Genomic DNA, 24,740 nt, shown 5'->3' with positions numbered 1-24,740 from the left:
GGAGTTGTTGCGGCGAATCGGCTTATTTCCCACCACAAGTCGACGTTCGGCGCACGGTCAACGCAGCGTCTCGATGATCGCGCTGAAGTCCTTGTCGCCGTGATCGGCAGCGAATTTCGCATAGATCTCGGCGGCGTGGCGGCCCAGCGGGGCGGCCGAACCGGTGGAGGACACCGCGTCCATCGCCAGGTGAAGGTCCTTGTTCATCAGCGCGGTCGCAAACCCCGGCTTGAAGTCGTCGTTGGCCGGCGAGGTCGGGACCGGGCCCGGCACAGGGCAATTGGTGTGCACGGCCCAGCAGTTCCCGGTCGCGCCGGTGATCACGTCGAACAGGGACTGTGCCGACAGCCCGAGCTTTTCGGCCAGGACGAACGCCTCGCCGATCGCGATCTGCTGCACCGCCAGCACCATGTTGTTGCACACCTTGGCGGCCTGCCCGGCCCCGGCCGCCCCGCAGTGGATGATCTTGCCCGCCATGGGTTCCAGCACCGGCCGCGCCCGTTGCAGGGCCGCCTCGTCACCGCCCACCATGAACGCCAGCGTCCCCGCGACCGCACCCTTCACCCCGCCCGACACGGGCGCGTCCAGCTGGGCAACCCCGCGCGATTCCGCCAGCGCATGCACCTCGCGGGCATCGTCGACCGAGATCGTGGAGCTGTCGATGAACAGCGCACCGGGTCGCGCCGCGGGCAAAATCTCCGCGTAGCAGCGTTTCACCGACTCGCCGTTGGGCAGCATGGTGATGACGACGTCCGCCCCGGCCACCGCGTCACCGGCGCTGTCGAAGCCGGCGACGCCGGCCGCGGCCGCCGCGGACAGCGCGGCGGGCACCGGATCGAAGCCGCGCACCGCATGGTTGGCCGCAACGAGGTTCGACGCCATGGGCCCGCCCATGTGGCCCAACCCCAGGAAAGCCACGGTCAAGTGCTCGGTCATCTGAAGACCCTTCTATGCGGTTGCTGGAGAAGCTCTGAACCGTGCGGCTTCTGCCCGACCGATGACCACTCGCATGATTTCGTTGGTGCCTTCCAGGATTCGGTGCACCCGCAGGTCGCGCACGATCTTTTCCAGACCATACTCGCGCAGGTAGCCGTAGCCGCCGTGCAGTTGCAAAGCCTTGTCGGCGACCTCGAAGCAGGTGTCGGTGACGTAGCGCTTGGCCATCGCGCACAACTCGACCTTGTCGGAGTCGCCGGTGTCCAGCGCATTGGCCGCCCGCCACAACATCATTCGCGACGTCTCGAGGCCGGTCGCCATGTCGGCCAGGGTGAACCGGATGGTCGGTTCGTCGAGCAGGGACTTGCCGAACGCCTGCCGATCGCGAACATAGGCTCCGGCCTTGTCGGCGGCGGCCTGGGCGCCGCCGAGCGAACACGCGGCGATGTTGAGCCGGCCGCCGTTGAGGCCGTTCATCGCGATGCCGAATCCGGCGCCCTCGCCGTCTGCGCCGCCCAGCATCGCCTCGGCGGGCACCCGAACCCCCTCCAGGATCACCTGCGCGGTGGGCTGGGCGTGCCAGCCCATCTTCTCCTCCAGCGCACCGAAACTCAGCCCGGGAGTTCCCTTTTCGACGACGAACGCCGAGATGCCGCGCGGGCCCTCGCTGCCGGTCCGGGCCATCACCACGTAGACGTCCGACGCGCCCGCGCCCGAGATGAACTGTTTGACGCCGTCGAGCACATAGTCCGAGCCCTCCTTGACCGCACGGGTGCTCAACGCGCTGGCGTCGGAGCCGGCGCCCGGCTCGGTGAGGCAGTAGCTGGCGATGACGTCCATCGACGCCAGCCGCGGGACCCACTCCTTGCGCTGTTCGGCGGTGCCGAACGTGTCGATCATCCACGCGCACATGTTGTGGATCGACAGGAACGCGGCGGTGGTGGGGTCGGCGATGGCCAGCTGCTCGAAGATGCGGACCCCGTCGAGCCGGCGCAGCCCGCTGCCGCCGACGTCGTCGCGGCAGTAGATCGCGGCCATGCCGAGCTCGGCCGATTCGCGCAGCACGTCGGTCGGAAAGTGTTTGGCCGCATCCCATTCCAGGGCGTGCGGGGCCAGGCGCTTGGCGGCGAACGCGGCCGCCGTCTCGGTGATCACCCGTTCGTCGTCGTCGAGGGTAAACATGCGCGACCCTAATCCATTGTGGGAATGACGAATTCGGCGCCGTCCTTGATGCCGGACGGCCACCGCGACGTCACCGTCTTGGTCTTGGTGTAGAAGAGGATCGACGACGGCCCGTGCTGGTTGAGGTCGCCGAAGCCGGAGCGCTTCCAGCCGCCGAAGGTGTGGTAGGCCACCGGCACCGGGATCGGCACGTTGACACCGACCATGCCGACCTGCACGCGGGAGACGAAGTCGCGGGCGGCGTCGCCGTCGCGGGTGAAGATGGCCACGCCGTTGCCGTACTCGTGCTCGGACGGCAGCCGCAGGGCCTCCTCGTAGTCGTGGGCGCGCACGATGCACAGCACCGGCCCGAAGATCTCGTCGGTGTAGATCGACATGTCCGGGGTGACGTGGTCGAACAGCGTCGGCCCGATGAAGAACCCGCCCTCGAGGTTGGCGTCACCGAAAGTCAGGTCGTCGCTGGCGCGTTCGCGACCGTCGATGACCAGTTCGGCGCCTGCGTCGACACCCTGGCCGATGTAGTCGCGCACCCGCGCCACCGCGGCCTCGGTCACCAGCGGGCCGTAGTCGGCCTTGGGGTCCAGGCTGTGGCCCACGCGCAGGTTGTTGATCCGCTCGATGAGGCGGGCCCGCAGCCGGTCCGCGGTCTGGTCGCCGACCGGGACCGCGACGCTGATCGCCATGCAGCGCTCACCGGCGCTGCCGTACCCGGCGCCGATCAGCGCGTCGACGGCCTGGTCCAGGTCGGCGTCGGGCATCACGATCATGTGGTTCTTGGCGCCGCCGAAGCACTGCGAGCGCTTGCCGGTGGCCGCGGCCCCGGCGTAGATGTACTGGGCGATGTCGGAGCTGCCGACGAACCCGACCGCCTGGATGTCGGGGTGGTTCAGGATCGCGTCGACGGCCTCCTTGTCGCCGTGCACGACCTGGAACACGCCCGGCGGCAGGCCCGCCTCGACGAAGAGTTCGGCGAGGCGCACCGGCACCGACGGGTCGCGCTCGCTGGGCTTGAGCACGAACGCGTTGCCGCAGGCCAGCGCCGGGCCGGCCTTCCACAGCGGGATCATGGCCGGGAAGTTGAACGGGGTGATGCCCGCGACCACGCCGAGCGGCTGGCGCAGCGAGTAGACGTCGATGCCCGGTCCGGCGCCCTCGCTGTACTCGCCCTTGAGCAGGTGCGGGATGCCGATGGAGAACTCGATGACCTCGATGCCGCGCTGGATGTCGCCCTTGGCGTCGGCCAGGGTCTTGCCGTGCTCGCGCGACAGCAGCTCGGCCAGCTCGTCGTTGTGTTTGTTGACCAGCTCGATGAATCGCATCATCACCCGCGCGCGGCGCTGCGGATTCGTTGCGGCCCAACCTTTTTGGGCCTCGAGAGCCGAGGCCACCGCGGCGTCGATGTCGGCCTGGCCGGCCATCGGCACCTGCGCCTGGACACCCCCGGTGCTGGGGTCGAAGACGTTGGCGGTGCGGCCGGACTGGCCGGCGGTGCGCCGACCGTCGATGAAGTGGGGAATCTGTGTGGTCATGGGGCCCTCGGATGTGGTTGACGCGCTTAAGCGGATACTTGCATATCCTAGTAACCCGGTTCGGGCCTTGGCAAGGCGGGTGGCGGGCTAGCCTGACAGCGGTATGCACACCATCGAGGCCGACTACCTGGTGGTCGGGGCGGGCGCCATGGCCATGGCGTTCATCGACGCGCTGGTCACCGAGGCCTCAGCGGCGGAGGCCCGCGTCGTGGTGGTGGACCGCAACCACGCGCCCGGCGGGCACTGGACCATGGCCTACCCGTTCGTGCGGCTGCACCAGCCCTCGGCGTTCTACGGCGTCAACTCGCTGCCGCTGGGCGCCGACACCATCGACCAAGTCGGTTGGAACCAGGGCCTTTACGAACTGGCGACCGCCGGCGAGATCTGCGCCTACTACGACCACATCATGCGAGGGCGGCTGCTGCCGACCGGGCGGGTCAGCTACTTCCCGATGAGCGAATACCTCGGGGACGGCCGGTTCCGCACGCTCGCCGGCGCCGACTACACCGTCCGGGTGGCGCGCCGCATCGTCGACGCCACCTACATGCGGGTCACCGTCCCCGCGATGCGCCCGCCGCCCTATCGGGTCGCACCCGGCGTCGACTGCGTCCCGCCCGGCGACCTGCCCCGGCGCGGCGCCTACGAGCGCTACGTCATCGTCGGGGCGGGCAAGACCGGCATCGACACCTGCCTATGGCTACTGGGCCACGGCGTCAAGCCCGACCGGCTCACCTGGATCATGCCCCGCGATTCCTGGCTGTTGGACCGCGAGACCATGCAGCCCGGTGCGTTGTTCGCCGAGAAGATCAAGGCCAGCTTCACCGCGCAGCTGCGCGCCATCAACGACGCCGCGTCGGTGCCGGATCTGTTCGCCCGCCTTGAGGAGGCCGGCGTGCTGCTGCGGATCGATCCGGCGATCCGTCCCGCGATGTACCGCTGCGCCACCGTCACCCGGCTCGAACTCGAGCAGCTGCGACGGATCACCGACGTGGTGCGCATGGGCCACCTGCTGTCCATCGAGGCCGACAAGATGGTCCTCGACCGGGGCGCCGTGGCGGTCAGCGGCCGCGAGCTCTACCTCGACTGCACCGCCGACGGCGCCGAAAAGCGGGCCGCCACACCGATTTTCGATCCCGGTCGCATCACCCTGCAAAGCGTGCGCGGCTGCCAGCAGATCTTCAGCGCCGCGCTGATCGCTCACGTCGAGGCCGCGTACCGCGACGACCCGCTGAAAAACGAGCTCTGTGTGCCCCTGCCGCATCCGGACACCGACGTCGACTGGTTACGGCTGGCCTTGGCCGATTACAGCAACCAGCTGCGCTGGTTCGACGACCCGGACCTGATGTCGTGGTTGTCGACAGCGCGCCTCGACCTCTTCGGTCACCTGATCGGCCACCTGCTGCCGTCGGCGTCGGCGAAGCCGCGGGTCCGCGAGCGGATCCTGGGCATCGCCAAGTCCGTATTTTCCGCCACCGCCACCAAGCTCGACCGGTTGATGGCCACCGAAGCCGCGCTCGCCGCGCGCTGACCCGTGTAACCCGAGCCGGTATTTATCGGGTGAAGGAGGCATGTGGCGGCAAGAAACGAGCCCGTCGGGCCGCGACCCCTGCGCGCGGTGCCCGGCGGTGGCCATGAGGCCGGCTACCCGGACTGGGAAGCCGTGTACTCCGACAACGTCGGGTGGGTGTACCGCACGCTGTTCGCGCGCGTCGGCAACAGGACCGACGCCGAAGACCTCACCGCCGAGGTGTTCCTCGCCGCGCTGCGTCCGCTGCGCCTGACCGTGAGCGTGGCCGAGGTTCGCGCCTACCTGCGGACCACGGCCAGGACGGTGCTGGCCGCACACTGGCGCGAGACCCTGGGACGGGAGATAACCTCGATCGAGGACATCGAACAACCAGCCGACAGCGAGGAGGCGATCAGCACCGCACCGCAGCGCGTGGCCCGCGTCCTGGACAGCCTGCCGGAACGCTATCGCCAGATCTTGGAATCGCGCTTTCTGCACGGCAATTCGATCAAGGAGTCCGCCGCGGAACTCGGAATCAGCGTGCCCAACGCCAAAGTGCTCCAGCACCGCGCCCTGCGGCTGGCGGCGCAGGTCAACGACGGGGACAAGCAATGAATGCGCGAGGGCTGCGACGCTATGTCGACGATCTGTTGCGGGGGCGCCGTCCCAGGCCGTTCGCGCCCGACGACTTCGAGGCGGCGCAGCTCCGCACGGCCATCGAGCTGCGGGCCGCCCGCGGCGGGGACGACGCGCCCCGCCCCGAATTCCTCTCCGATCTGCACCGCCGCATCGGCGAGCAGATGTCAGGCACGCCAACGGAAACGGCGCCCGTGCGCGCCAGCACGCGCCGCCAGGTCATCGTCGGAACCTCGGCCGCGGCCACGGCCGCGGTTGCCGCGGTTTCCCTCGATCGCGCCGTGACCGCCTCCCGACACGGGCAACCGCGTGCCCCGGATAGCGCGGCCGGTCAACTCACCCCCAACGACGGAAGCTGGCAGCGCGTCGCGTCGAGCTCGGACGTGCCCGACGGGGTCATGCACGCCTTCGATCTGGGTTCGGTGACCGGATTCGTCCGGCGCATCGACGGCAAGGTGCAAGCGATCTCGGGGGTGTGCACCCATCAAGGGTGCAAGCTGTGGTTCGACGCGCCGGATGACACGTTGCGCTGCCCCTGCCACACCACGTCGTTCTCGCCCAGCGGTCAGGTGCTCACCCACCAGTTGCCGATCGCGCCAAAGCCGTTGCCCGAGCTGATGGTTCGTGAGGTCGGCGGGGTGATCGAGGTGTTCGCCCCGGTGCGCCCGACCTGATGGTGTAACCCGCCGCCCTATCTGTGGGCATGGATATCGCCATGCCTCGAAGGCTTTGGGTGGCCGCGCTGGCCGCGGGTGTGCTGTTGTCTGCCGGTTGTGGCCGGTCGCGGCCCGCGGCGACCATCCCCGCGCCCACCACCGAGATGTCGATCACCGCGCCGCTGCCGCCCGCGGGTGCCAACCAGGTCACGATCGACGGCTTCGCATTCGCGCCGCCCACCCTGACGGTGCCCGCCGGGACCACCGTCACGTGGACCAACCGCGACGAGGAACCCCATACGGTGGCCGCCAGTGACGGCTCATTCCACTCACCCGGCATGGGAACGGGAGCCACCTTCACCCATACCTTCTCCGCCCCTGGGACTTTCGATTATGTCTGCTCGATTCACCCGATGATGCGCGGCACCGTGGTGGTGACGGCATGACCCGCGACGATGCCATGACCCGGCGCCAGCTGCTGCGGCATACGGCGTGGTTCGGGGCGGCGGTCGGGTTGACCGTGGCCGGGGGCGAGGTCATCTCGCACGTCGCCGGGGAAGCGGCAGCTGTGCGCCCGCCCATCCAGCCCACACTGCGCTTCGCCCAAATCAGCGACAGCCATCTCGGTTTCACCGGTGCGCCCAATCCGGGCGTCGCCGCTACCTTCAGCGAAGCGATCGACAAGGTCAACAACCTCGGCTACACACCGGATTTCGTCATCCACACCGGCGACCTCACCCACCTTTCCAGCCCCGAACAGTTCGACCAGGCCAAGCAGATGATGAGTGACCTGAAGACGCCGCACGCGTTCACCGTCCCCGGCGAGCACGACTCCGTCGACGACGCGGGACAGAAGTACCGAAACGCCTTCGGCGCGGGCACGGTTGGTGACGGTTGGTACAGCCTCGACGTCGCCGGCGTGCACTTGATCGCGCTGGTCAACACGTTGAACCTGCGCAAGCTCGGTCATCTGGGGGTGGATCAGTTGCAGTTCGTCAAGAAGGACGTCGCCCGTCTCTCGAGTGATACTCCGATCATCGTGTTCAGCCACGTCCCCCTGTTCGCGATGTACCCGCAATGGGGCTGGGGCACCGACGATGCCGCCCAGGCGCTGAGTTACCTCCGCCGGTTCTCCTCCGTCACGTGCCTCAACGGCCATGTCCACCAGCTGTTTTCCAAAACGGAAGACAATGTGACTTTTCACAGCGGGACGACCACCGCCTACCCGCTGCCGCGCCCCGGTGACGGACCGGCGCCCAAGCCGGTGACGCTGCCGGCCGGCAAGCTGCGACACGCGTTGGGGATCCGCGAGGTCAGCTACGCCAGGGGAGAGACCGCTCTGGCTCTGAAGGAGCGGACGTTGCAGTGATCGGCATCTTTGTCCGCCTCGGCCTCGCCGCATCGTTGGCCATCAGCGCCGTCGCCCACGGCTACCTGTATACCCATGGCTACCAACACATTCCGACCATCGGCGCCGGATTCCTGATACAGGCCACTGTCTCGTCGGCGCTCGCCCTGCTGATTGCGGCCGGCGGACCCGGGTGGCTGCGCTGGGCCGGTGCGGCAATGGCCGCCGGATCCCTGGTCGCCTTCGCGCTGTCGCGGACCGTGGGGCTTTGCGGCTTCGCCGAAACGGGCTGGGAGCCGTCGCCTTACGCGGCGATCAGCACCGTCGCTGAGCTGTTCACCCTGGCGCTGTGGTGGACGGACCGTCGCCTCCGGCTTCGGCGGAGACCGACCACTTCTCTTTCAGCCGGCGCTTGAGTGCCATCGACGGCTTTTCGATGAGGAACCAGCTTGCCGCGGCCAGCGGCAGCGTGGCCACCGCGGCGACGACGAACAGCACCATCGGCTGCAGACGTGCGAGCCCGCACACGGCCAGCAGCTGCTGGGTCGGGAACGCGTAGATGTAGACGCCGTAGGACAAGTCGGTGCGCAGCACCGGGCGGCGGTCCTTGAGCAGGGAGCCGGACGCGATGATCGCGTAGGCCAGCGGGAGAGCGGCGACCAGGGACCACAGCGAACCGTTCCAGAGCCCGGAATGTGGTACACCCCTTGGTGTTCCGCCGATATCGAGATGGACGTAAGCCACCCCGATGTTTTTCAGGACGTATTCGAGCGGCGCGCCGGAAGACACGAGCTTGCTCACCGAACCGCCCTGGATCGCCACGCTGAGCGGGGCGAAGACGAACGCCGTCATGATCAGGCAGACGTAGTAGCCGGGCAGGATGCGCAGGGCGCGGGAGGTCAGGTAGTCACGTATGTGCGGGTCGTCGAGCCAACTCCTGGTGATGAGGAACCCCGAGATCGCGAAGAACCCGTCTACCCCTATCGAGAAGAGAAGTTGCAGTGTCGCTGCGGGCGGCAAGCGATCCGTGACGGGCAGCAGTGCCAGAGCATCACCTCGGCAGCCAGCAGCAGCCGCCACGCATTCAGCGCGTTACATCGCGCATCGAATACTTGCCCGAGGGTCATTGGCCTCCGCCTATCGTTTCACCCCGCGGCATCGAACGGGATACCGATCGCTATCGGGTCAGGCGTTGCCCGGGGCCTCCGGAGCCGGCCCCTCGGCCATGACATCGGCCGTGCTGACGGGGAGGGCTTCGTCGGCGCTGGACGCGACCGGGGCGGACCACTTGCGCCGAAGGCGCCGTTTCAGGGACATCGAGGGCTTCTCGATGAGGAACCAGCTCGCCGCGGCCAGCGGCAGCGTGGCCACCACCGAGACGACAAAGAACAGAGGCGGATACAAACGCGTCGCGAGACCACAGACGGCCAGCAATTGCTGGGTCGGGAATGCGTAGATATAGACGCCGTAGGACAGGTCGGTGCGCAGCCTCAACCGTTCGCTCTTGAGCAAGGAGCCCGAGACGACGACGGCGTAGGCGAGCGGCAGGGCGCCGACCACCCGGTAGTCGGGCAAGAACCCGGCCGCCGCCACGATGACGACGCAGACCGCGACGAGCGACCAGCGGGCGGGGATCACGTCTCGCCATTGATACATGACGGCTCCGGCCGAAAACATGATGGCCGCGCGCACGGCAAGCTGCGGAATGGTCCATATCCCGGGAAATGTCAGGGGCGGCAAGACCAACGCTCCCAGTGTCGCCACCGCCAAAACCGCCGGCGATACCCAGCGACGATTGCCCAGTCCCGCCAGGCCGATAGCGGCAACGAACAAGTAGCACAGCAATTCCCAGACCAACGACCACATCGAGCCGTTCCAGGTATTTCCACCCGGTAGATCGTGCAGTGTTCCGTCGATCGTCGGCTGCAGATAGGCGATCGCACTATTTTTCAGGACGTACTCGAGCGGCGCGGCGGACCCCAGCAGCTTGGCGGCCGACCCGCCTTGAATCGCCATACTGAGCGGGGCGAAAACGAACGCGGTCACGATCAGGCAGACATAGAAACCGGGCAGAATGCGAAGGGCGCGGGCGGTCAGGTAGTCACGCAGGCGCGGGTCGGTAAGCCAACTCCGGGTGATCAGGAACCCCGAGATCGCGAAAAACCCGTCCACACCCACCGAGAAGAAAAGCTGCAGAGTCGACTTCGGGGGCATGTGTCCCGTGATCGGCCACGAATGAAACAGCATCACCTCTGCCGCCAGCGCCAGCCGAAGCGCGTTGAGCGCGTTCCTTCGCGGATCGAATACCTGTCCGAGCTTCATCTGCCTCCGGCCCTCGTTACGCCACGCGCCACGGCGCCATCGTATCGGCCAGAGGTCGGTGGTCGGTGACAACCGGTAAAGCCGGTGGAGCCGTCACGTGAGTCCGTGGGCGGTAGCGACCGAACTCACGCGGCGCCCGTGGCCTCCGGCGGCAGCACCATCGCTGCTTCGGGGGCACCCGCAGCTTTTCGTTTGAGCCGCGCCTTCAGCGACCTCGCCGGCTTTTCGACGAGGAACCAGCTCGCCGCGGCCAGCGGCAGGGTCGCCGCCGCCACGGCGAGACAGAACACGAACGGATTGAGGCTGAGCAAGCCGAGGACGGCCAAAAGCTGTTGCGTCGGGTACGCATAGATGTACATGCCGTAGGACACGTCCGTGCGTAATCTCAAGCGCTTGTGGTGCAGCAGGGAGCCGGAGACGACGACGGCGTACGCCAGGGGGACGGCGGCGACCACCCGGTAATCGGGCAGCTGTCCGGCCAGCAGCACGATGACCACGCTCACCGCGACCAGCGACCACCGCGCGGGAATGACATCGCGCCATTGATACAGCAGCGCTCCCGCCGCGAACATGATCGCGGCGCGGCACGCGAGGAAGATGATGACGGCTCCCACGTTGCCGGTCGGCCGATTGAACACCTCGGGAAAGGTGACGGGCGGCATCATCGACGCCCCGATCGCCGCCACCACCAAAATCGTCGGGGAAACCCACCGGCGGTTGGCGAGTCCGGCCACACCGATGAGGGCAACGACCAGATAGCACATCACTTCCCAGAACAACGACCACAGCGAGGCGTTCCAGATACCCGCGTTGGGAATGTCGTGCGGGGTGCCGCCGACGTCGGGCTTGAGCCACATCACCGCGATGTTCTTCAGGACGTATTCGAACGGGGCGAACGAGAACAGCAGCCTGGCCGCCGATCCGCCCTGGATCGCCACGCTCAGCGGGGCGAAGACGAACGCGGTCACGATCATGCAGACGTAGAAGCCGGGCAGGATGCGAAGGGCGCGGGCGGCCAGGTACGCGCGCAGCCGCGGGTTACTGATCCAACTTGCCGTGATGAGGAAGCCCGAGATCGCGAAGAACCCGTCCACGCCGACGCAGAGCAGCAGCTGCAGAACGGCCCGCACCGAAGGGAGATGACCCCGGATCGGGTAGGTGTGCCAAAAGATGACCTCGCCCGCGAGCGCCAACCGCCACGCGTTGAGCGCATTGCTTCGCGGATCGAACACCTGCCCAAGCTTCATCGGCGGCTCCCGCCAATCAAACAGGGCGTCCTCGGCATCATCGGCGCAATCCTAGCGCCACGGAACGCCGAACATTGCCGCTTTACGGCACCGGTCCAATTCGGCGGACGCAATGGAAACGTTAATAGATATACGTCTAATAGGCAGGTCAGGCGGCGAAAACAATTTCACGCGCCGCGAGCACGAAGAATGGTGCGGGATAACGCACGTCGCCGCAATGGGCGGCGCCGATCACCCGCGTCAATTCGTGGGCTCCGTCCGCAAACCGTCGATGAACGCCTGCGTCTCCTCCCAGGTGGGAAGCAGGCCGGAGGCGCACACTTCGTCGAAGCTGGGGGCCGCGGCATCGCGGTCGGACAGGTTCGGCGGTGCGCCGCCCACCAGTGGCCAATCGATTCCCAGCGCCGGATCGGTTGCGCAAATCGTGTGTTCGCGTTGCGGGTTGTATTCCGCCGAGCACAGATACATCACCGTCGAATCGTCTTGCAATGCCAGGAATCCGTGTCCGAGGCCTTCGGAGAGGTAAATCGTCCTGTGCTCGGTGTCGTCGAGCAGCACCGAGTCCCACTGTCCGAATGTCGGTGAGCCCACCCGGATGTCGACGACGACGTCGAATACCGCGCCGCGCACGCAGGTCACGTACTTGGCCTGGCTCGGCGGTACCTCGGCGAAATGCAGTCCGCGCAGTACGCCCGCCGATGACACCGAGCAATTGGCCTGCCGGACGTCCAGCCGGTGACCGGCGAAGGAGCTGAATCCCTTGTCGGTGAGCCATTCGAAGAAATGGCCGCGCGAATCGCCATGAACGGCGGGGGTGATCTCCCAGGCCCCGGGGATCTTCAGTTCGCGAACTTTCACGTCACTGCCCACGCTCTTCGTAGCGGGCTTCCGAGGCGTCTTTCAACGGACGCCACCACGATTCGTTCGCGCGATACCAGTCGATGGTCTCACGCAGCCCCTCCTCGAAATCGGTATGCTTTGGCGCCCAACACAATTCGTCGTACAGCGTCGACGGGTCGATGGCGTAGCGCAGGTCGTGGCCGGCGCGATCGGTGACGTGGTCGAAATCGTCGGGTTCGCGGCCCATCATCTGCAGCAGCGTCCGCAAGACGGTCAGGTTGTCGCGCTCGCCCTCGGAGCTGATCAAATACGTGCGACCGATCTCGCCCTTTTCGAGGATGCGCCGCACCGCGCTGTTGTGGTCGTCGACGTGGATCCAGTCGCGGACGTTGGCGCCGGCGCCGTACAGCTTGGGCCGCCGCCCGGTGAGCACGTTGGTGATCTGTCGCGGAATGAACTTCTCGACGTGCTGATACGGCCCGTAGTTGTTGGAGCAGTTCGAGATCGTCGCGCGCACCCCGTACGACCGCACCCAGGCCCGCACCAGCATGTCGGCGGCGGCCTTGGTCGCCGAATACGGGCTGGACGGGTTGTACGGCGTCGCCTCGGTGAACCGCTGGGGGTCGTCGAGCTCCAGGTCGCCGTAGACCTCGTCGGTCGAGATGTGGTGCAGCCGCACACCGTAACGTCGCACCGCTTCGAGGATGGTGAAGGTGCCGACCACGTTGGTGTGCAGGAACGGCTCCGGGCCCTCGAGCGCATTGTCGACGTGGCTCTCCGCGGCGAAATGCACCACGGCGTCGGATTCGGCGACCAGCCGCGACACCAGTTCGGCGTCGGTGATGTCGCCGACGACCAGCTCGATGGCGTCCTCGACGCCGGCCAGCGACTCGCGCCGGCCCGCGTAGGTCAGGGCATCGAGCACGGTCACGGAGTCCTCGGGATGCTCGCGAACGGTGCTGTGCACGAAATTGGCGCCGATGAAACCAGCGCCGCCGGTGACCAGTAACCGCATGCCCCAAACCCTAACCGAGCCGATCGGTCAGTTTGTGGCAGTTAGCCCCAGAGCGCCGGCCAATTCGGTCAGCGCAGGTAGCAGCGTTTCTTCGGAATAGCCGCCCAGGACCTGGATGGCCACGTGGTCGGCCCCGGCGTCCAGATGCTCGCGCAGCCGGGCCGCGATCGCCTCGGGGGTGCCGTGGGCGACCACCGCGTCGATCAGTCTGTCGCTGCCGGGCGTGCGCACGTCGGCCTCGGTGAACCCCAGCCGCAGCCAATTGTTCACGTAGTTGCTCAGGCCCAGGTAATGCTCGACGGTCTGGCGGCCGACCTCGCGGGCGCGCTCGGCGTCCGTGCTCAGCACCACCTTGTGCTCGGGCGCCAAAAACACTGCCCCGCCGAGCAATTCGCGCGCCTTGGCCGTGTGCTCCGGGGTGGTCAGGTAGGGGTGCGCGCCCGCGCTGCGCTGCGCTGCGAGGCGCAGCACCCGCGGCCCGAGGGCAGCGACCACCCGACGGCTGGTCGGCACCAGGGCCGCGTCGAGCTCGTCGAGATAGGAGACCAGGGCGTCGTACGGCTTGACGTACTCCTGGGTGTGCTCGGGGTGGCCGACGCCGACGCCGAGCAAAAACCTTCCCGGGTGGCCGGTTTCGATGCGGTGGAACGCCTCGGCGACCGCCGGGGCCGGTGCCGACCAGATGTTGACGATTCCGGTGGCCAGGTGCAGCGACGTCGTCCGCGCCAGCGCCGGATCGGCCCAGGACAGGCCCGCATCCGGCGAGCCGCCGATCCAGGCGGCGCCGTAGCCCAGCGATTCGATCCCCGCGGCCAGCTGGGGGGTGATGGATCGGGTCGGCAGCCACACGCCGAACTGGCCCAGGTCGGGCTTGAGCGAAACTCCCTCGGTCATTCAGCTCCCCCTACGAGTCGTCAGGACGGATTCAATCCCAGTGGGCCCGCCAGTTCGGCCAGCGCCGAGACGAGGTTTTCATCCTTCGTCAGGACCTGCACGGGGACGTGATCGGCGCCGGCCTCGAGATGCTCGGAGAGCCGCGCCGCGATCTGGTCCGCGGTGCCATAGGCCACGACCGCGTCCACCAGCCGGTCGCTGCCCGGCCGGGTGACCTCGTCTTCGCCGAAACCCAGCCGCTTCCAGTTGTTTCGGTAGTTGGCGAGATTGAAATAGACGTCGAGCGCCTTGCGGCCGACCGCCCGGGCCTTGTCGGCGTCGGTGGTCAGAATCGCCTTGTGCTCGGGGGCGAGGAAAGCCGACGGGCCGATGATCTCGCGGGCCCGCGCGGTGTGTTCCGGCGTGGTCAGGTAGGGGTGCGCCCCGGCGGAGCGCTCCGCGGACAACTTGAGGACGCGCGGGCCGAGCGCGGCGACGACCCGGCGGTTGGCGGGCACCCCGTAGTCATCGAGCTGCTTCAGGTAGTCCGCCAGGGCGTCGTAGGGCTTGCGGTACTCGGTGTGGGCCTCGGGATGGCCGACGCCGATGCCGAGCAGGAAGCGTCCCGGGTAGGCCGCCTCGATGCGGTGGAAGGATTCGGCCACCGGCTTGGCGGCCGCGGTCCAGATGTTGACGATGCCGGTGCCCACCTGCAGCGTCGTCGTCGCTTCCAGGAGGGGTTCGACCCAGGCCAGCTCGGCGGGCGGCGAACCGCCGACCCACACGGCCCCGTAGCCCAGCGCCTCGATGTCCTTGGCCTGCTGGGGTGTGACGCCGCGTCCGAACGATCCGAACCGGCCGAGATCGGGCTTGCTTGGTGCATCGGTCATGGTGTTCCCAACCGGGCGCGGTGCGGCCCTATTCCACTATTCCGGCGCTGCGATGTCCTCATCGAGGTCGGCGACGGCGACGCCGGCGGCGGGCGGCTCCAGCGGCAGCAGCACGATGAATCGGGTGTCGCCGGGCGCCGATTCCACCCGCAGGTCCCCGCGGTGCTTCTTGACCACGATGTTGAACGCCAGGTCCAGGCCCAACCCGGTGCCTTCGCCGAACGGTTTGGTGGTGAAGAACGGCTCGAAGATGTGCTCGCGCACGTCCTCGGGGATGCCGGGCCCGGTGTCGCAGATCTCGATGCGGGCCAGGCTGTCGCCTTCCCGGCAGGTGCGGATGGTCAGAGTGCCGCCGGTGTCGCGCATCGCGGCGATCGCGTTGTCGATGATGTTGGTCCACACCTGGTTGAGATCGCCCGGATAGCACGGGATTTCGGGAAGCGACTGGTCGAAATCCTTGACCACGGTGACGGCGTGCGAGTTTTTGGTGCCGTCCTTGGTCAACCGGTCGGCGAACATCACCAGCGTGCTGCGCAGCAGATCGTGCACGTTGGTCACCTGGAACGGGGCCCGATCCATCTGCGAATACTGCTTGGCGTCGGCGACCAGCGCCGAAATCCGTTTGCTGGCTTCCAGAATCTGATTCATCAGCAGCTCGCTCTCGATGGTGTAGTTGATCCATCGGATCGCCTGCTCCGCCGATGTCGACGCGAGCTCCTCGCTCACCGCGGAGATCCGCTCCAGCCAATCGGTGTCGATGCCGCCCTCCACGAACGTCGGCGCGATGTCCCAGCCGCCGTCGATGCCGTGCTCTTCGAGCCAGTCGCCGACGGCGTCCTCGCGGTCGGAGGTCTCGAGCGCGCTCAAATGCTGCGAGGCGGACTTGGCGACCTGCTCGGCGACCCGCTCCTGCAGCCGCACCAGGGCGCTGAGCGCCTCGGGGGAGACGGTGCCGTCGGCGAGCATCGCCAGCTTGTGCCGCATGCTGGCCACCCGTTCGCGCAGATCCGACGCGGCCCGCGCGATTGCCGCCGCCGGGTTGTTGAGCTGATGGGTCAGCCCGGCCGACAACCGGCCCAGCGCCAACAGCTTCTCCCGGTTGTCGATGATCCGGCGGGTCCGGTCGGTGCCGACGGCGATGCCGTCGAGCAGGTGGACGGCCATCGGGAACTGGTCCTTCATGAACCGGGCGAAGACCGGCGCGTCCATCACGAAGAACCGCGACGGCCGGGTGACGTGCACCGAGGCGTCGTAACTCTTCTGCTTCCCGCCGGTGAACGCCCGCCAGGCCCCGCAGTACACGCCGCGCTGCGAGGTGCGGTTGGTTTCGATGTCCTGGCCGCCGGAGAGCTTGGACATCATCAGCTCGCCCTCGATCAGCACGTAGAAGCAGGTGGCGGGTTCGCCCTCGACGCAGATCGGGCCCGGTTCGTAGTTTTCGATGTGGCCCGCCGCGCACAACACCGCAAGCTGCTCGTCGGTGAGCGCCTCGAACAAAAACAGGCTGCGCAGCTCGTCGGGCTCGCAGGGGACCTTGATGGATTCGGCGCCGGCCATCGCCCCTCCTAGCTCTCGGCCAGGTAGCGGTGGACCAGCATCACGGCCATCGACCCTTCACCGACGGCGGCCGCGACCCGCTTGGCCGACGTCGAGCGGACGTCGCCGGTGGCGAACACCCCCGGCACGCTGGTCTCCAGGTGGTGCGGCGGACGGTCCAGCGTCCAGCCGCACACGTTGCGCAGGTCCGGGCCGGTCAGGATGAAGCCGTGGTCGTCGCGGGCCAGCACCCCGTCCAGCCAGTCGGTGCGCGGGGCGGCCCCGATGAAGATGAACATCCGGCCGCAGGTGACGTCCTCGGTTTCGCCGGTCCGGTTGTTGACCAGGCTCAGCTGCTCGAGGTGGCCGTCGCCGGTGGCGCGCTGCACCTCGGTGCAGGTCAGCACGTTGATCTTGGGGTTGGCCTCGATCTGCTGGATCAGGTAGTGGGACATCGACGCCTCCAGCGAGGGCGCGCGCACCACGATGTTGACCGACTTGGCCGTCCGCGACAGGTACATGGCGGCCTGCCCGGCCGAGTTGGCCCCGCCGATCACGTAGACCTCTTCGCCTTCGCACTCCGAGGCGATGGAGACCGCCGCCCCGTAGTGGACGCCGCAGCCGGTCAGCTCCGCGCATCCCTCGGCGTCCAGCTGGCGATAGGCGACGCCGGTGGCCAGGATGACCGCGTGCGCGTCGATCGAGCCGCCGTCGGCGAGGCGCACGGTGCGCTTGGACCCGTTCACCTCGAGGGCGGTGGCCTTGCGGGCGGTGATCAGTTCGGCGCCGAACTTTTCGGCCTGCCGGCGGGCCCGGTCTGCCAGCTGGCCGCCCGAAACCCCGTCCGGGAAGCCCAGGTAGTTCTCGATGCGCGAGCTCTGCCCGGCCTGACCGCCCGTCGCGGTGTGCTCGATGAGCACGGTGCGCAGCCCCTCGGAGGCGCCGTACACGGCGGCGGCCAGGCCCGCGGGCCCGCCGCCGACCACGATCAGGTCGTAGAACTCCTGCGACGGTGTGGTGGTCAGGCCCAGGGTCTCGGCCAGCTGCGCGTCGGTGGGCTCGACGAGGGTGTCGCCGCGCTGGGTGACGACCACCGGCAGCCGCAGGCCGTCCTCGCCGGCGGCGCCCAGCAGCCGCTCGCCGGCGGGCTCGTCGGCCATGAACCAGCTGTAGTAGAGGCCGTTGCGGGCCAGGAAGTCGCGCACCTGCCAGGACCGCGCCGACCAGCGGTGCCCGATCACCTTGGTGTGCGGGATGGGGTGCTCGGGCGCGGCCCGCCAGGCGTCCAGCAGCCCGTCGATGACGGGGTAGAACTTCTCCTCCGGCGGGTCCCACGGTTTGAGCAGGTAGTGGTCCAGGTCGACGACGTTGATCGCATCGATGGCCGCGTGGGTGTCGGCGTAGGCGGTGAGCAGCACCCGGCGCGCCGCCGGATACAGGTCCATCGCCTGCTCGAGGAACTCGATGCCGCTCATCTGCGGCATCCGGTAGTCCGCGATGAGCAGCGCCACCGTCTCGCCGCGCAGTTTGAGCTCCTTGAGGGTGCCGAGCGCGTCGGGCCCCGACTCCGCGCGCACGATCCGGTGGTCCTCGCCGTAGTGGCGACGCAGATCGCGCGCGACGGCCCGCGAAACCGACGGATCGTCGTCGACGGTGAGCATGACGGGCTTGCGCTGCGGTGCGGTGTCTGCGGGGCGTGCGGGTGTATTCACTGGCGTTAAGTATGCGCTCGTCAGCGGGCGTGTGGGAGGTCGAGCGGGCGGCCCCGCGTTCCACCCACAGCGATTTTGGTGGTGGCCGATGACCAGGTATCGTGGAACGACGGTGCGACCTCCGCGCCGACTTTTTGTGTGTCCAGTCCTAGGAATGTCCTGTCACCGGCTCACGTTGCAAGTCGGTGTGCCATGTCGCGCCGGTCTGGGCGCAGACGACAACGAGACTAAATGACGAGGATTCTTAACTAGTTATGGCCAAGAAAGACGGCGCCATCGAGGTCGAAGGCCGCGTGGTCGAGCCGCTGCCCAATGCGATGTTTCGCATTGAGCTGGAGAACGGTCACAAGGTGCTTGCCCACATCAGCGGCAAGATGCGGCAGCACTACATCCGCATCCTGCCGGAGGACCGGGTGGTGGTGGAGTTGTCTCCCTACGACCTGTCCCGGGGCCGCATCGTGTACCGGTACAAGTAACAAGCCCGATCAGAACAACCTACGAATAGACAGAACAGGATCGAACAGCCGTGAAGGTGAACCCGAGCGTCAAGCCAATCTGTGACAAGTGCAGGGTGATCCGTCGGCACGGGCGGGTCATGGTGATCTGCTCCGATCCGCGCCACAAGCAGCGTCAGGGCTGATGCCGCCGCGCCGTTGAGGCGCCCCGCGCTACCAACACCACAACTGAATGCAGACCTCCCAGTACCACTGAGCGAATACGTCGCTCACTCACGCCCGGACGGAGGCCGGGCCCCGGATAGATCGGGAACGGACTGGGATCAGACCTCCGCCTAGAAAAAGAGGAAACGCCACCTATGGCTCGACTAGTAGGCGTCGATCTGCCGCGTGACAAGCGGATGGAGATCGCGCTGACTTACATTTTCGGCGTCGGCCGGACCCGTTCGAACGAGATTCTGGAAGCGACGGGGATCGACAGGAACCTGCGCACCAGGGACCTCACCGACGACCAGCTGACCCACCTGCGTGACTACATCGAAGCCAACCTGAAGGTGGAGGGTGACCTGCGCCGCGAGGTCCAGGCCGACATCCGCCGCAAGATCGAGATCGGCTGCTACCAGGGCCTGCGGCACCGCCGTGGCCTGCCGGTGCGCGGCCAGCGGACCAAGACCAACGCGCGCACCCGCAAGGGGCCCAAGCGCACCATCGCCGGCAAGAAGAAGGCCAGGTAATCAGCCATGCCACCAGCCAAGAAGGCAGCGTCCGCCCCCAAGAAGGGGCAGAAGACCCGTCGCCGGGAAAAGAAGAACGTCCCGCACGGCGCGGCGCACATCAAGAGCACCTTCAACAACACGATCGTGACGATCACCGACCTGCAGGGCAACGTCATCGCCTGGGCGTCGTCGGGCCACGTCGGGTTCAAGGGCTCGCGGAAGTCGACGCCGTTCGCCGCGCAGCTGGCCGCCGAGAACGCCGCGCGCAAGGCGCAGGAGCACGGCGTCAAGAAGGTCGACGTGTTCGTCAAGGGCCCGGGCTCGGGCCGGGAGACGGCGATCCGGTCGCTGCAGGCCGCCGGTCTGGAGGTCGGCGCGATCTCCGACGTCACTCCCCAGCCGCACAACGGCGTTCGCCCCCCGAAGCGCAGAAGGGTCTAGGAGATACTCATGGCTCGTTACACCGGACCCATCACCCGCAAGTCGCGCCGGCTGCGCACCGACCTCGTCGGTGGCGACCAGGCGTTCGAGAAGCGTCCCTACCCGCCCGGCCAGCACGGCCGCGCGCGGATCAAGGAAAGCGAATACCTGCTGCAGCTGCAGGAGAAGCAGAAGGCCCGCTTCACCTATGGCGTGATGGAAAAGCAGTTCCGTCGCTACTACGAAGAGGCCGTGCGGCAATCCGGCAAGACCGGTGAAGAGCTGCTGCGGATCCTGGAAAGCCGGCTCGACAACGTCGTGTACCGCGCCGGGCTGGCGCGTACCCGCCGGATGGCCCGCCAGCTGGTCAGCCACGGCCACTTCAGCGTCAACGGCGTGCACGTGAACGTCCCCAGCTACCGGGTGTCGCAGTACGACATCATCGACGTGCGGGACTCCTCGCTGAACACCGTGCCGTTCCAGATCGCGCGGGAGACGGCGGGCGACCGGCCGATCCCGAGCTGGCTGCAGGTCGTGGGGGAGCGTCAGCGCATCCTCGTCCACCAGCTGCCCGAGCGGGCCCAGATCGACGTGCCGCTCACCGAGCAGCTCATCGTCGAGTTCTACTCGAAGTAAGTGACTTTCGGGCCGGCCGGCCCGAAAACCTAACGGCATCAAATAGCGGGTGCCGAGAAGGAGAAGAAGAACACCATGCTGATCTCTCAGCGACCCACACTGTCAGAGGAAGTCCTCACCGACAACCGCTCCCAGTTCGTCATCGAGCCGCTGGAGCCGGGATTCGGTTACACCCTGGGCAATTCGCTGCGGCGGACGCTGCTGTCCTCGATTCCGGGCGCGGCCGTCACCAGCATCCGCATCGACGGCGTGCTGCACGAGTTCACCACTGTGCCCGGCGTCAAAGAAGACGTCACCGCCATCATCTTGAACCTCAAGAGCCTGGTGGTGTCCTCCGAGGAGGACGAGCCCGTCACGATGTACCTGCGCAAGCAGGGCCCGGGTGAGGTCACCGCGGGCGACATCGTGCCCCCGGCCGGCGTGACGGTGCACAACCCCGACCTGCACATCGCGACGCTGAACGACAAGGGCAAGCTCGAGGTCGAGCTGGTCGTCGAGCGTGGCCGTGGCTACGTGCCGGCCGTTCAGAACCGGGCATCGGGCGCCGAAATCGGCCGCATCCCAGTCGATTCCATCTACTCGCCGGTGCTCAAGGTCACCTACAAGGTGGACGCCACCCGTGTCGAGCAGCGCACCGACTTCGACAAGCTGATCCTCGACGTCGAGACCAAGAGCTCGATCAATCCCCGCGATGCGCTGGCGTCGGCGGGTAAGACCCTGGTCGAATTGTTCGGTCTGGCACGCGAACTCAACGTCGAGGCCGAGGGCATCGAGATCGGGCCGTCGCCGGCGGAGGCCGACCACATCGCGTCGTTCGCGCTGCCGATCGACGACCTGGACCTGACGGTGCGGTCCTACAACTGCCTCAAGCGCGAGGGTGTGCACACCGTCGGCGAGCTGGTGTCGCGCACCGAGTCCGACCTGCTGGACATCCGCAACTTCGGTCAGAAGTCCATCGACGAGGTGAAGGTCAAGCTGCACCAGCTGGGCCTGTCGCTCAAGGACAGCCCGGCGAGCTTCGACCCCTCGCAGGTCGCGGGCTACGACGTCGCCACGGGCACCTGGTCTACCGAGGCCGCCTACGACGACCAGGACTACGCGGAAACCGAACAGCTGTAAGGCCGTCCGGTGACGATGCGGCCGTGCGGCGGCCGCTGAGGAACCGGACACCGATAACAGAAGCCGTCCCGGTCCTACCTGATACGGGGACCGGCCCCAATTAGGAGAAGTCGCAATGCCCAAGCCCACCAAGGGTCCTCGCCTCGGCGGGTCGTCATCGCACCAGAAGGCGCTTCTGGCCAACCTGGCGACATCGCTGTTCGAGCACGGCCGGATCAAGACGACCGAGCCCAAGGCGCGTGCGCTGCGGCCGTATGCGGAAAAGCTGATCACGCACGCGAAAAAGGGTGCGCTGCACAACCGTCGAGAGGTTCTGAAGAAGATCCGCGACAAGGACGTGGTGCACACCCTCTTCGAGGAGATCGGGCCGTTCTTCGCCGACCGCAATGGCGGCTACACCCGGATCATCAAGGTCGAGCCGCGCAAGGGCGACAACGCGCCCATGGCCGTGATCGAGTTGGTGCGGGAGAAGACGGTCACCTCCGAGGCCGATCGGGCTCGGCGGGCGAAGGCCTCCAAGAAGACTGACGCTCCTGTCGCGGCAGCGGCGGCGCCTCAGGCGGCCGTCGAGCCGGAGGAAGCCGTCGGCCCGACGGCCGGGGAAGCCACGGCCGAGGCCGAGGAAACCAACGCCCAAGAGGCCTCCGACGAGCCGACCAAGGCCCAGGCCGAAGCCGAAGACAAGGCCGACAAGGCCGTCGCCGCAAGAGCCGAAGCCGAGGCCGCCGAGAAGGCGAACGACGAGGCTGACGAGAGTTAGCGAGGACGTCCGTCTGCGGCTCGATATCGCCTACGACGGAACAGGTTTCGCAGGCTGGGCAGCTCAGACCGGCCAGCGTACCGTGGCCGGGGTTCTCGACGAGGCGCTGACGACCGTCTTTCGCACGCCGGTGCGGCTGCGCGCGGCGGGTCGCACGGATGCGGGGGTCCACGCCACCGGGCAGGTGGCCCACGTCGATGTGCCGGCCGCGGCGCTGCCGAACGCGTATTCGCGTACGCCACACGCCGGTGAGGCCGAGTTTCTGCCGTTGCTGCGCCGGCTCGGCCGCTTCTTGCCCACCGACGTCCGGGTGATCGAGATCGCCCGCGCCCCCGCGGGTTTCGACGCCCGGTTCTCCGCGCTGCGACGTCACTATGTGTACCGGCTGTCGACGGCGCCGTGGGGCGTGCAGCCGCAGCAGGCCCGCTACGTCACCGCCTGGCCGCGCCCCCTGGACGTCGAGGCGATGACCGCCGCCTCGCGGGACCTGTTGGGATTGCACGACTTCGCCGCGTTCTGCCGGCACCGCGAGAATGCCACCACCATCCGCGACCTGCAGCGGCTGGAGTGGACGTGCGACGGTGACTCGATCACCGCGCGGGTCAGCGCCGACGCGTTCTGCTGGTCGATGGTGCGCTCACTGGTCGGAGCGCTGCTGGCCGTCGGCGAACACCGGCGTCCCGTCTCCTGGTGCCGCGAACTGCTCGGCGCCACAGCACGATCCAGCGACTACGCGACCGCCCCGGCGCACGGGCTGACGCTGGTCGGCGTCGACTACCCGCCCGATGACCAGCTGGCCGCGCGCAACCTCATCACCAGGGACGTGCGCTCGCGCTAGACCCTCGCCGCGGCGAAACTCGCGGCCTTGTTGGTCAGTCCGGGCACGTAGCTCAGATGCGACGCCCACCGCAGGCCGCCCGAACAGATCGGGTCGCCCGGGTTGCACAGGTCGATGGTCTTGCCGTCGAAATTGGGGCTCAGCGCGCTCATCAGGTTGCCCGCCCGGCCCGACGGATTCCCGAAGAGGGCGACGGCGGCGACGTGATCGGCGGCCGCGGGCGGCAGCGGCTTGCGAAACCCGAGGCCGGACACCGGTGCGGCCGTGACGATGTCGATGACGGCGGCGCCCTGCGAGTATCCGCCCAGCACCAGCTTGGTGTTGGGGCAGTTCACCGCCATGCGCTGGATGTGGCTGCTGGCGTCATTGGCGCCGTCCGCGGCGGCCAGGAAGTCTTTGTCGGCCGGGTAGTTCACGCCATATGCGCCAACGCTTTTGCGGGTCTGCTCGCGCAACGAGCTGACGAACGCCCCGCCCACCTTCCCGACACCGGGCGCCTCATCCGTTCCGCGGGCAAAGACCACTTCTACGCCGGGGCAGGACGCCGATGCGCGGGGAACCAATTGCGGGGCAACAAATAACGCTGCCCCCGCGAGCAATCCGACGCCCAGCCCTAAAGGGATAAGCCTCACACAGAGATGTTAAGCGCGCGTTGATAACCCGCCGGTAACGATTTAGACGAGAGGTGCTTGCGGTACGGTCGTGGCCGGCCCGGGCGCCAGCGGCGCGGGGGCCGGGGCGGTGCCGGTGCCGCCGTGGATCGAGGGGCCCGACCCGGGCGGGGTCTGCCCGTACACCGGTGTCTGCTGGCCGTAGCCGGGCTGGCCCGGGACCTGCGGGCCGGCACCCGGGAAGGACGGGCCATAGCCGGGCACCGACTGGCCGGCGCCCACGAGCTTGGACGCGACGAACGCCGCGGCCTGGGTGGTGTAGACGGGGACGTAGCCCTCGGTGTGCCCGCTCCACTCGTTGCCGGGGCCGGCGTGGCAGATCGGGTCGTTGGGGTTGCACAGGTCGATGGCCTTGGAGCCCAGCAGCGCGCTCTGGCTGGGCAGCGTGCCGCCGGCGCGGTCGGCCACGTCGCCGAAGGTGGCGACGGCCGCGATGTTGTTAGCGTACTGCGGCGGCAGCGAGCTGCCCCAGTTGATGCCGCCGATGGGGACGCCGGCCACGATGTCCATCACCGACGCGCCCTGCGAGTAGCCGCCGAGCACGATCTTGGTGCTCGGGCACTTCTCCACGCTCTTCTTCACGCGATCGATGGTGTCGTTGGCGCCGTCACCGCCGTGCAGCTGCAGCTTGCTGGCGGCGTAGTTCACCCCGTACGGCAGGATGTTCAAGTTGGTCTGCTGGCGCAGCGAGTCCACGAAGGCATCGCCGACCCGGCCCAGCCCGGGGGGCTCGTTGGTGCCGCGGGCGAAGATGACCTCGACGTCCGGGCAGTCATCGGCGGAGGCCACCGGGAGCGCGACCGGCGTGGCGAGCAGGCCTGCGGCGGTGACCAGGGCGGAAGCGCCCAAGCCGATGAGGCGAGCGGCGCGGTGAGTTTTCACCGGGCAATTTTACC

At 67.7% G+C, this 24,740-nt stretch carries 27 protein-coding genes and 1 pseudogene; 14 read left to right on the top strand and 14 right to left on the bottom strand.

All coding sequences use genetic code 11. The annotated features are described in order from the left end of the window. Positions 1 to 57: 57 nt before the first annotated feature. The 3 genes from mmsB to JF781_RS14880 are packed head-to-tail and all read right to left on the bottom strand — an operon-like array spanning position 58 to position 3,647. On the bottom strand, positions 58 to 936 hold the full coding sequence (gene mmsB, locus JF781_RS14890) for a 3-hydroxyisobutyrate dehydrogenase (RefSeq protein WP_225328689.1): 879 nt from the start codon (positions 934 to 936) through the stop codon (positions 58 to 60). Between the two features lie 12 nt (positions 937 to 948). After that, entirely contained in the window at positions 949 to 2,118 is a 1,170-nt protein-coding gene (locus tag JF781_RS14885) for an acyl-CoA dehydrogenase family protein (protein WP_225328690.1), read from the bottom strand. A gap of 8 nt (positions 2,119 to 2,126) precedes the next feature. Continuing rightward, positions 2,127 to 3,647, bottom strand: coding sequence for a CoA-acylating methylmalonate-semialdehyde dehydrogenase (locus tag JF781_RS14880; RefSeq protein WP_225328691.1), 1,521 nt, complete (start codon positions 3,645 to 3,647; stop codon positions 2,127 to 2,129). A 103-nt stretch (positions 3,648 to 3,750) separates the two neighbouring features. Here JF781_RS14880 and JF781_RS14875 point away from each other — a divergent pair, with 103 nt between their 5' ends. Genes JF781_RS14875 through JF781_RS14850 form a run of 6 tightly spaced genes read left to right on the top strand, consistent with a single transcriptional unit; the run spans position 3,751 to position 8,210 of the window. Next, on the top strand, positions 3,751 to 5,175 hold the full coding sequence (locus JF781_RS14875) for an NAD(P)/FAD-dependent oxidoreductase (RefSeq protein ID WP_225328692.1): 1,425 nt from the start codon (positions 3,751 to 3,753) through the stop codon (positions 5,173 to 5,175). 42 nt (positions 5,176 to 5,217) lie between these two features. Next, positions 5,218 to 5,769: an RNA polymerase sigma factor gene (locus tag JF781_RS14870; protein WP_374109706.1), complete on the top strand. Its 552-nt coding sequence runs from the start codon at positions 5,218 to 5,220 to the stop codon at positions 5,767 to 5,769. Continuing rightward, positions 5,766 to 6,464, top strand: a complete 699-nt coding sequence (locus JF781_RS14865; RefSeq protein WP_225328693.1) for a Rieske (2Fe-2S) protein — start codon at positions 5,766 to 5,768, stop codon at positions 6,462 to 6,464. The genes JF781_RS14870 and JF781_RS14865 overlap by 4 nt, the downstream gene beginning before the upstream one ends. Positions 6,465 to 6,487: 23 nt before the next feature. Continuing rightward, on the top strand, positions 6,488 to 6,892 hold the full coding sequence (locus tag JF781_RS14860) for a cupredoxin family copper-binding protein (protein WP_374109705.1): 405 nt from the start codon (positions 6,488 to 6,490) through the stop codon (positions 6,890 to 6,892). Further along, complete coding sequence (locus JF781_RS14855) at positions 6,889 to 7,815, top strand: metallophosphoesterase (protein WP_225328695.1); 927 nt, start codon at positions 6,889 to 6,891, stop codon at positions 7,813 to 7,815. Before JF781_RS14860 ends, JF781_RS14855 begins: the two co-directional genes overlap by 4 nt. Beyond that, positions 7,812 to 8,210 carry a hypothetical protein gene (locus JF781_RS14850; RefSeq protein WP_225328696.1) on the top strand — a complete coding sequence of 133 codons (399 nt, stop codon included), beginning with the start codon at positions 7,812 to 7,814 and terminating at the stop codon, positions 8,208 to 8,210. Before JF781_RS14855 ends, JF781_RS14850 begins: the two co-directional genes overlap by 4 nt. On the opposite strand, the pseudogene JF781_RS14845 reads toward JF781_RS14850, so the two are convergent. The 9 genes and pseudogenes from JF781_RS14845 to JF781_RS14805 all read right to left on the bottom strand — a co-directional run bounded on the left by JF781_RS14845 (position 8,131) and on the right by JF781_RS14805 (position 18,178). Continuing rightward, a pseudogene (locus tag JF781_RS14845) lies at positions 8,131 to 8,921 on the bottom strand (acyltransferase family protein). The gene JF781_RS14850 and the pseudogene JF781_RS14845 overlap by 80 nt on opposite strands. Positions 8,922 to 8,979: 58 nt before the next feature. Beyond that, entirely contained in the window at positions 8,980 to 10,116 is a 1,137-nt protein-coding gene (locus JF781_RS14840) for an acyltransferase (RefSeq protein WP_225328697.1), read from the bottom strand. 125 nt (positions 10,117 to 10,241) lie between these two features. Then, the gene (locus JF781_RS14835; RefSeq protein ID WP_225328698.1) at positions 10,242 to 11,363 is read right to left on the bottom strand and encodes an acyltransferase; all 1,122 of its coding nucleotides are present in this window, start codon (positions 11,361 to 11,363) and stop codon (positions 10,242 to 10,244) included. Between the two features lie 240 nt (positions 11,364 to 11,603). Then, positions 11,604 to 12,221 (bottom strand): dTDP-4-dehydrorhamnose 3,5-epimerase, encoded by a 618-nt coding sequence (gene rfbC / locus JF781_RS14830; protein ID WP_225328699.1) that lies wholly within the window; start codon positions 12,219 to 12,221, stop codon positions 11,604 to 11,606. 1 nt (position 12,222) lies between these two features. After that, entirely contained in the window at positions 12,223 to 13,218 is a 996-nt protein-coding gene (rfbB, locus tag JF781_RS14825) for a dTDP-glucose 4,6-dehydratase (protein ID WP_008260499.1), read from the bottom strand. A 27-nt stretch (positions 13,219 to 13,245) separates the two neighbouring features. Continuing rightward, positions 13,246 to 14,112 carry an LLM class F420-dependent oxidoreductase gene (locus tag JF781_RS14820; RefSeq protein ID WP_225328700.1) on the bottom strand — a complete coding sequence of 289 codons (867 nt, stop codon included), beginning with the start codon at positions 14,110 to 14,112 and terminating at the stop codon, positions 13,246 to 13,248. Positions 14,113 to 14,132: 20 nt separating this feature from the next. Next, positions 14,133 to 14,981, bottom strand: coding sequence for an LLM class F420-dependent oxidoreductase (locus tag JF781_RS14815; protein WP_225328701.1), 849 nt, complete (start codon positions 14,979 to 14,981; stop codon positions 14,133 to 14,135). Positions 14,982 to 15,017: 36 nt separating this feature from the next. After that, positions 15,018 to 16,538 (bottom strand): ATP-binding protein, encoded by a 1,521-nt coding sequence (locus JF781_RS14810; RefSeq protein WP_225328702.1) that lies wholly within the window; start codon positions 16,536 to 16,538, stop codon positions 15,018 to 15,020. A gap of 8 nt (positions 16,539 to 16,546) precedes the next feature. Next, positions 16,547 to 18,178: an FAD-dependent oxidoreductase gene (locus JF781_RS14805; RefSeq protein WP_225328711.1), complete on the bottom strand. Its 1,632-nt coding sequence runs from the start codon at positions 18,176 to 18,178 to the stop codon at positions 16,547 to 16,549. A 305-nt stretch (positions 18,179 to 18,483) separates the two neighbouring features. Here JF781_RS14805 and infA point away from each other — a divergent pair, with 305 nt between their 5' ends. The 8 genes from infA (at position 18,484) to truA (ending at position 23,173) form a co-directional block, all read left to right on the top strand. Further along, positions 18,484 to 18,705: a translation initiation factor IF-1 gene (gene infA, locus JF781_RS14800; protein WP_003418601.1), complete on the top strand. Its 222-nt coding sequence runs from the start codon at positions 18,484 to 18,486 to the stop codon at positions 18,703 to 18,705. Positions 18,706 to 18,755: 50 nt separating this feature from the next. Further along, entirely contained in the window at positions 18,756 to 18,869 is a 114-nt protein-coding gene (gene rpmJ, locus JF781_RS14795) for a 50S ribosomal protein L36 (RefSeq protein ID WP_003879483.1), read from the top strand. Between the two features lie 174 nt (positions 18,870 to 19,043). Continuing rightward, the gene (gene rpsM, locus JF781_RS14790; protein ID WP_066880444.1) at positions 19,044 to 19,418 is read left to right on the top strand and encodes a 30S ribosomal protein S13; all 375 of its coding nucleotides are present in this window, start codon (positions 19,044 to 19,046) and stop codon (positions 19,416 to 19,418) included. A 6-nt stretch (positions 19,419 to 19,424) separates the two neighbouring features. Continuing rightward, entirely contained in the window at positions 19,425 to 19,841 is a 417-nt protein-coding gene (rpsK, locus tag JF781_RS14785; protein WP_225328703.1) for a 30S ribosomal protein S11, read from the top strand. A 9-nt stretch (positions 19,842 to 19,850) separates the two neighbouring features. Beyond that, a complete protein-coding gene (gene rpsD, locus JF781_RS14780; RefSeq protein WP_067171969.1) occupies positions 19,851 to 20,456 on the top strand; it encodes a 30S ribosomal protein S4 in 606 nt (201 codons plus the stop codon). Positions 20,457 to 20,531: 75 nt separating this feature from the next. Continuing rightward, entirely contained in the window at positions 20,532 to 21,575 is a 1,044-nt protein-coding gene (locus JF781_RS14775; protein WP_008260253.1) for a DNA-directed RNA polymerase subunit alpha, read from the top strand. Positions 21,576 to 21,690: 115 nt separating this feature from the next. Continuing rightward, positions 21,691 to 22,335: a 50S ribosomal protein L17 gene (gene rplQ / locus JF781_RS14770; RefSeq protein WP_225328704.1), complete on the top strand. Its 645-nt coding sequence runs from the start codon at positions 21,691 to 21,693 to the stop codon at positions 22,333 to 22,335. Beyond that, entirely contained in the window at positions 22,322 to 23,173 is an 852-nt protein-coding gene (gene truA / locus JF781_RS14765) for a tRNA pseudouridine(38-40) synthase TruA (RefSeq protein WP_225328712.1), read from the top strand. The genes rplQ and truA overlap by 14 nt, the downstream gene beginning before the upstream one ends. Here truA and JF781_RS14760 read toward each other — a convergent pair. Then, complete coding sequence (locus JF781_RS14760; RefSeq protein ID WP_374109708.1) at positions 23,170 to 23,796, bottom strand: cutinase family protein; 627 nt, start codon at positions 23,794 to 23,796, stop codon at positions 23,170 to 23,172. The two genes, truA and JF781_RS14760, sit on opposite strands and share 4 nt — an antisense overlap. Before the next feature lie 51 nt (positions 23,797 to 23,847). Next, positions 23,848 to 24,726, bottom strand: a complete 879-nt coding sequence (locus JF781_RS14755; RefSeq protein WP_225328705.1) for a cutinase family protein — start codon at positions 24,724 to 24,726, stop codon at positions 23,848 to 23,850. Positions 24,727 to 24,740: the final 14 nt, after the last annotated feature.

Source organism: Mycobacterium sp. WUMAC-067, assembly GCF_020217485.1.
In the GTDB taxonomy this organism is placed as follows: Bacteria; Actinomycetota; Actinomycetes; order Mycobacteriales; family Mycobacteriaceae; genus Mycobacterium.
This window is presented reverse-complemented; position numbering and strand designations above follow the sequence as displayed.

Bases quoted from the DNA above. Each gene is read 5' to 3' on its own strand.
- mmsB (WP_225328689.1), bottom strand. From the start codon at position 936: ATGACCGAGCACTTGACCGTGGCTTTCCTGGGGTTGGGCCACATGGGC.
- JF781_RS14885 (WP_225328690.1), bottom strand. From the start codon at position 2,118: ATGTTTACCCTCGACGACGACGAACGGGTGATCACCGAGACGGCGGCC.
- JF781_RS14880 (WP_225328691.1), bottom strand. From the start codon at position 3,647: ATGACCACACAGATTCCCCACTTCATCGACGGTCGGCGCACCGCCGGC.
- JF781_RS14875 (WP_225328692.1), top strand. From the start codon at position 3,751: ATGCACACCATCGAGGCCGACTACCTGGTGGTCGGGGCGGGCGCCATG.
- JF781_RS14865 (WP_225328693.1), top strand. From the start codon at position 5,766: ATGAATGCGCGAGGGCTGCGACGCTATGTCGACGATCTGTTGCGGGGG.
- JF781_RS14855 (WP_225328695.1), top strand. From the start codon at position 6,889: ATGACCCGCGACGATGCCATGACCCGGCGCCAGCTGCTGCGGCATACG.
- JF781_RS14840 (WP_225328697.1), bottom strand. From the start codon at position 10,116: ATGAAGCTCGGACAGGTATTCGATCCGCGAAGGAACGCGCTCAACGCG.
- JF781_RS14835 (WP_225328698.1), bottom strand. From the start codon at position 11,363: ATGAAGCTTGGGCAGGTGTTCGATCCGCGAAGCAATGCGCTCAACGCG.
- rfbB (WP_008260499.1), bottom strand. From the start codon at position 13,218: ATGCGGTTACTGGTCACCGGCGGCGCTGGTTTCATCGGCGCCAATTTC.
- JF781_RS14820 (WP_225328700.1), bottom strand. From the start codon at position 14,112: ATGACCGAGGGAGTTTCGCTCAAGCCCGACCTGGGCCAGTTCGGCGTG.
- JF781_RS14815 (WP_225328701.1), bottom strand. From the start codon at position 14,981: ATGACCGATGCACCAAGCAAGCCCGATCTCGGCCGGTTCGGATCGTTC.
- JF781_RS14810 (WP_225328702.1), bottom strand. From the start codon at position 16,538: ATGGCCGGCGCCGAATCCATCAAGGTCCCCTGCGAGCCCGACGAGCTG.
- JF781_RS14805 (WP_225328711.1), bottom strand. From the start codon at position 18,178: ATGCTCACCGTCGACGACGATCCGTCGGTTTCGCGGGCCGTCGCGCGC.
- infA (WP_003418601.1), top strand. From the start codon at position 18,484: ATGGCCAAGAAAGACGGCGCCATCGAGGTCGAAGGCCGCGTGGTCGAG.
- rpsM (WP_066880444.1), top strand. From the start codon at position 19,044: ATGGCTCGACTAGTAGGCGTCGATCTGCCGCGTGACAAGCGGATGGAG.
- rpsK (WP_225328703.1), top strand. From the start codon at position 19,425: ATGCCACCAGCCAAGAAGGCAGCGTCCGCCCCCAAGAAGGGGCAGAAG.
- rpsD (WP_067171969.1), top strand. From the start codon at position 19,851: ATGGCTCGTTACACCGGACCCATCACCCGCAAGTCGCGCCGGCTGCGC.
- JF781_RS14775 (WP_008260253.1), top strand. From the start codon at position 20,532: ATGCTGATCTCTCAGCGACCCACACTGTCAGAGGAAGTCCTCACCGAC.
- rplQ (WP_225328704.1), top strand. From the start codon at position 21,691: ATGCCCAAGCCCACCAAGGGTCCTCGCCTCGGCGGGTCGTCATCGCAC.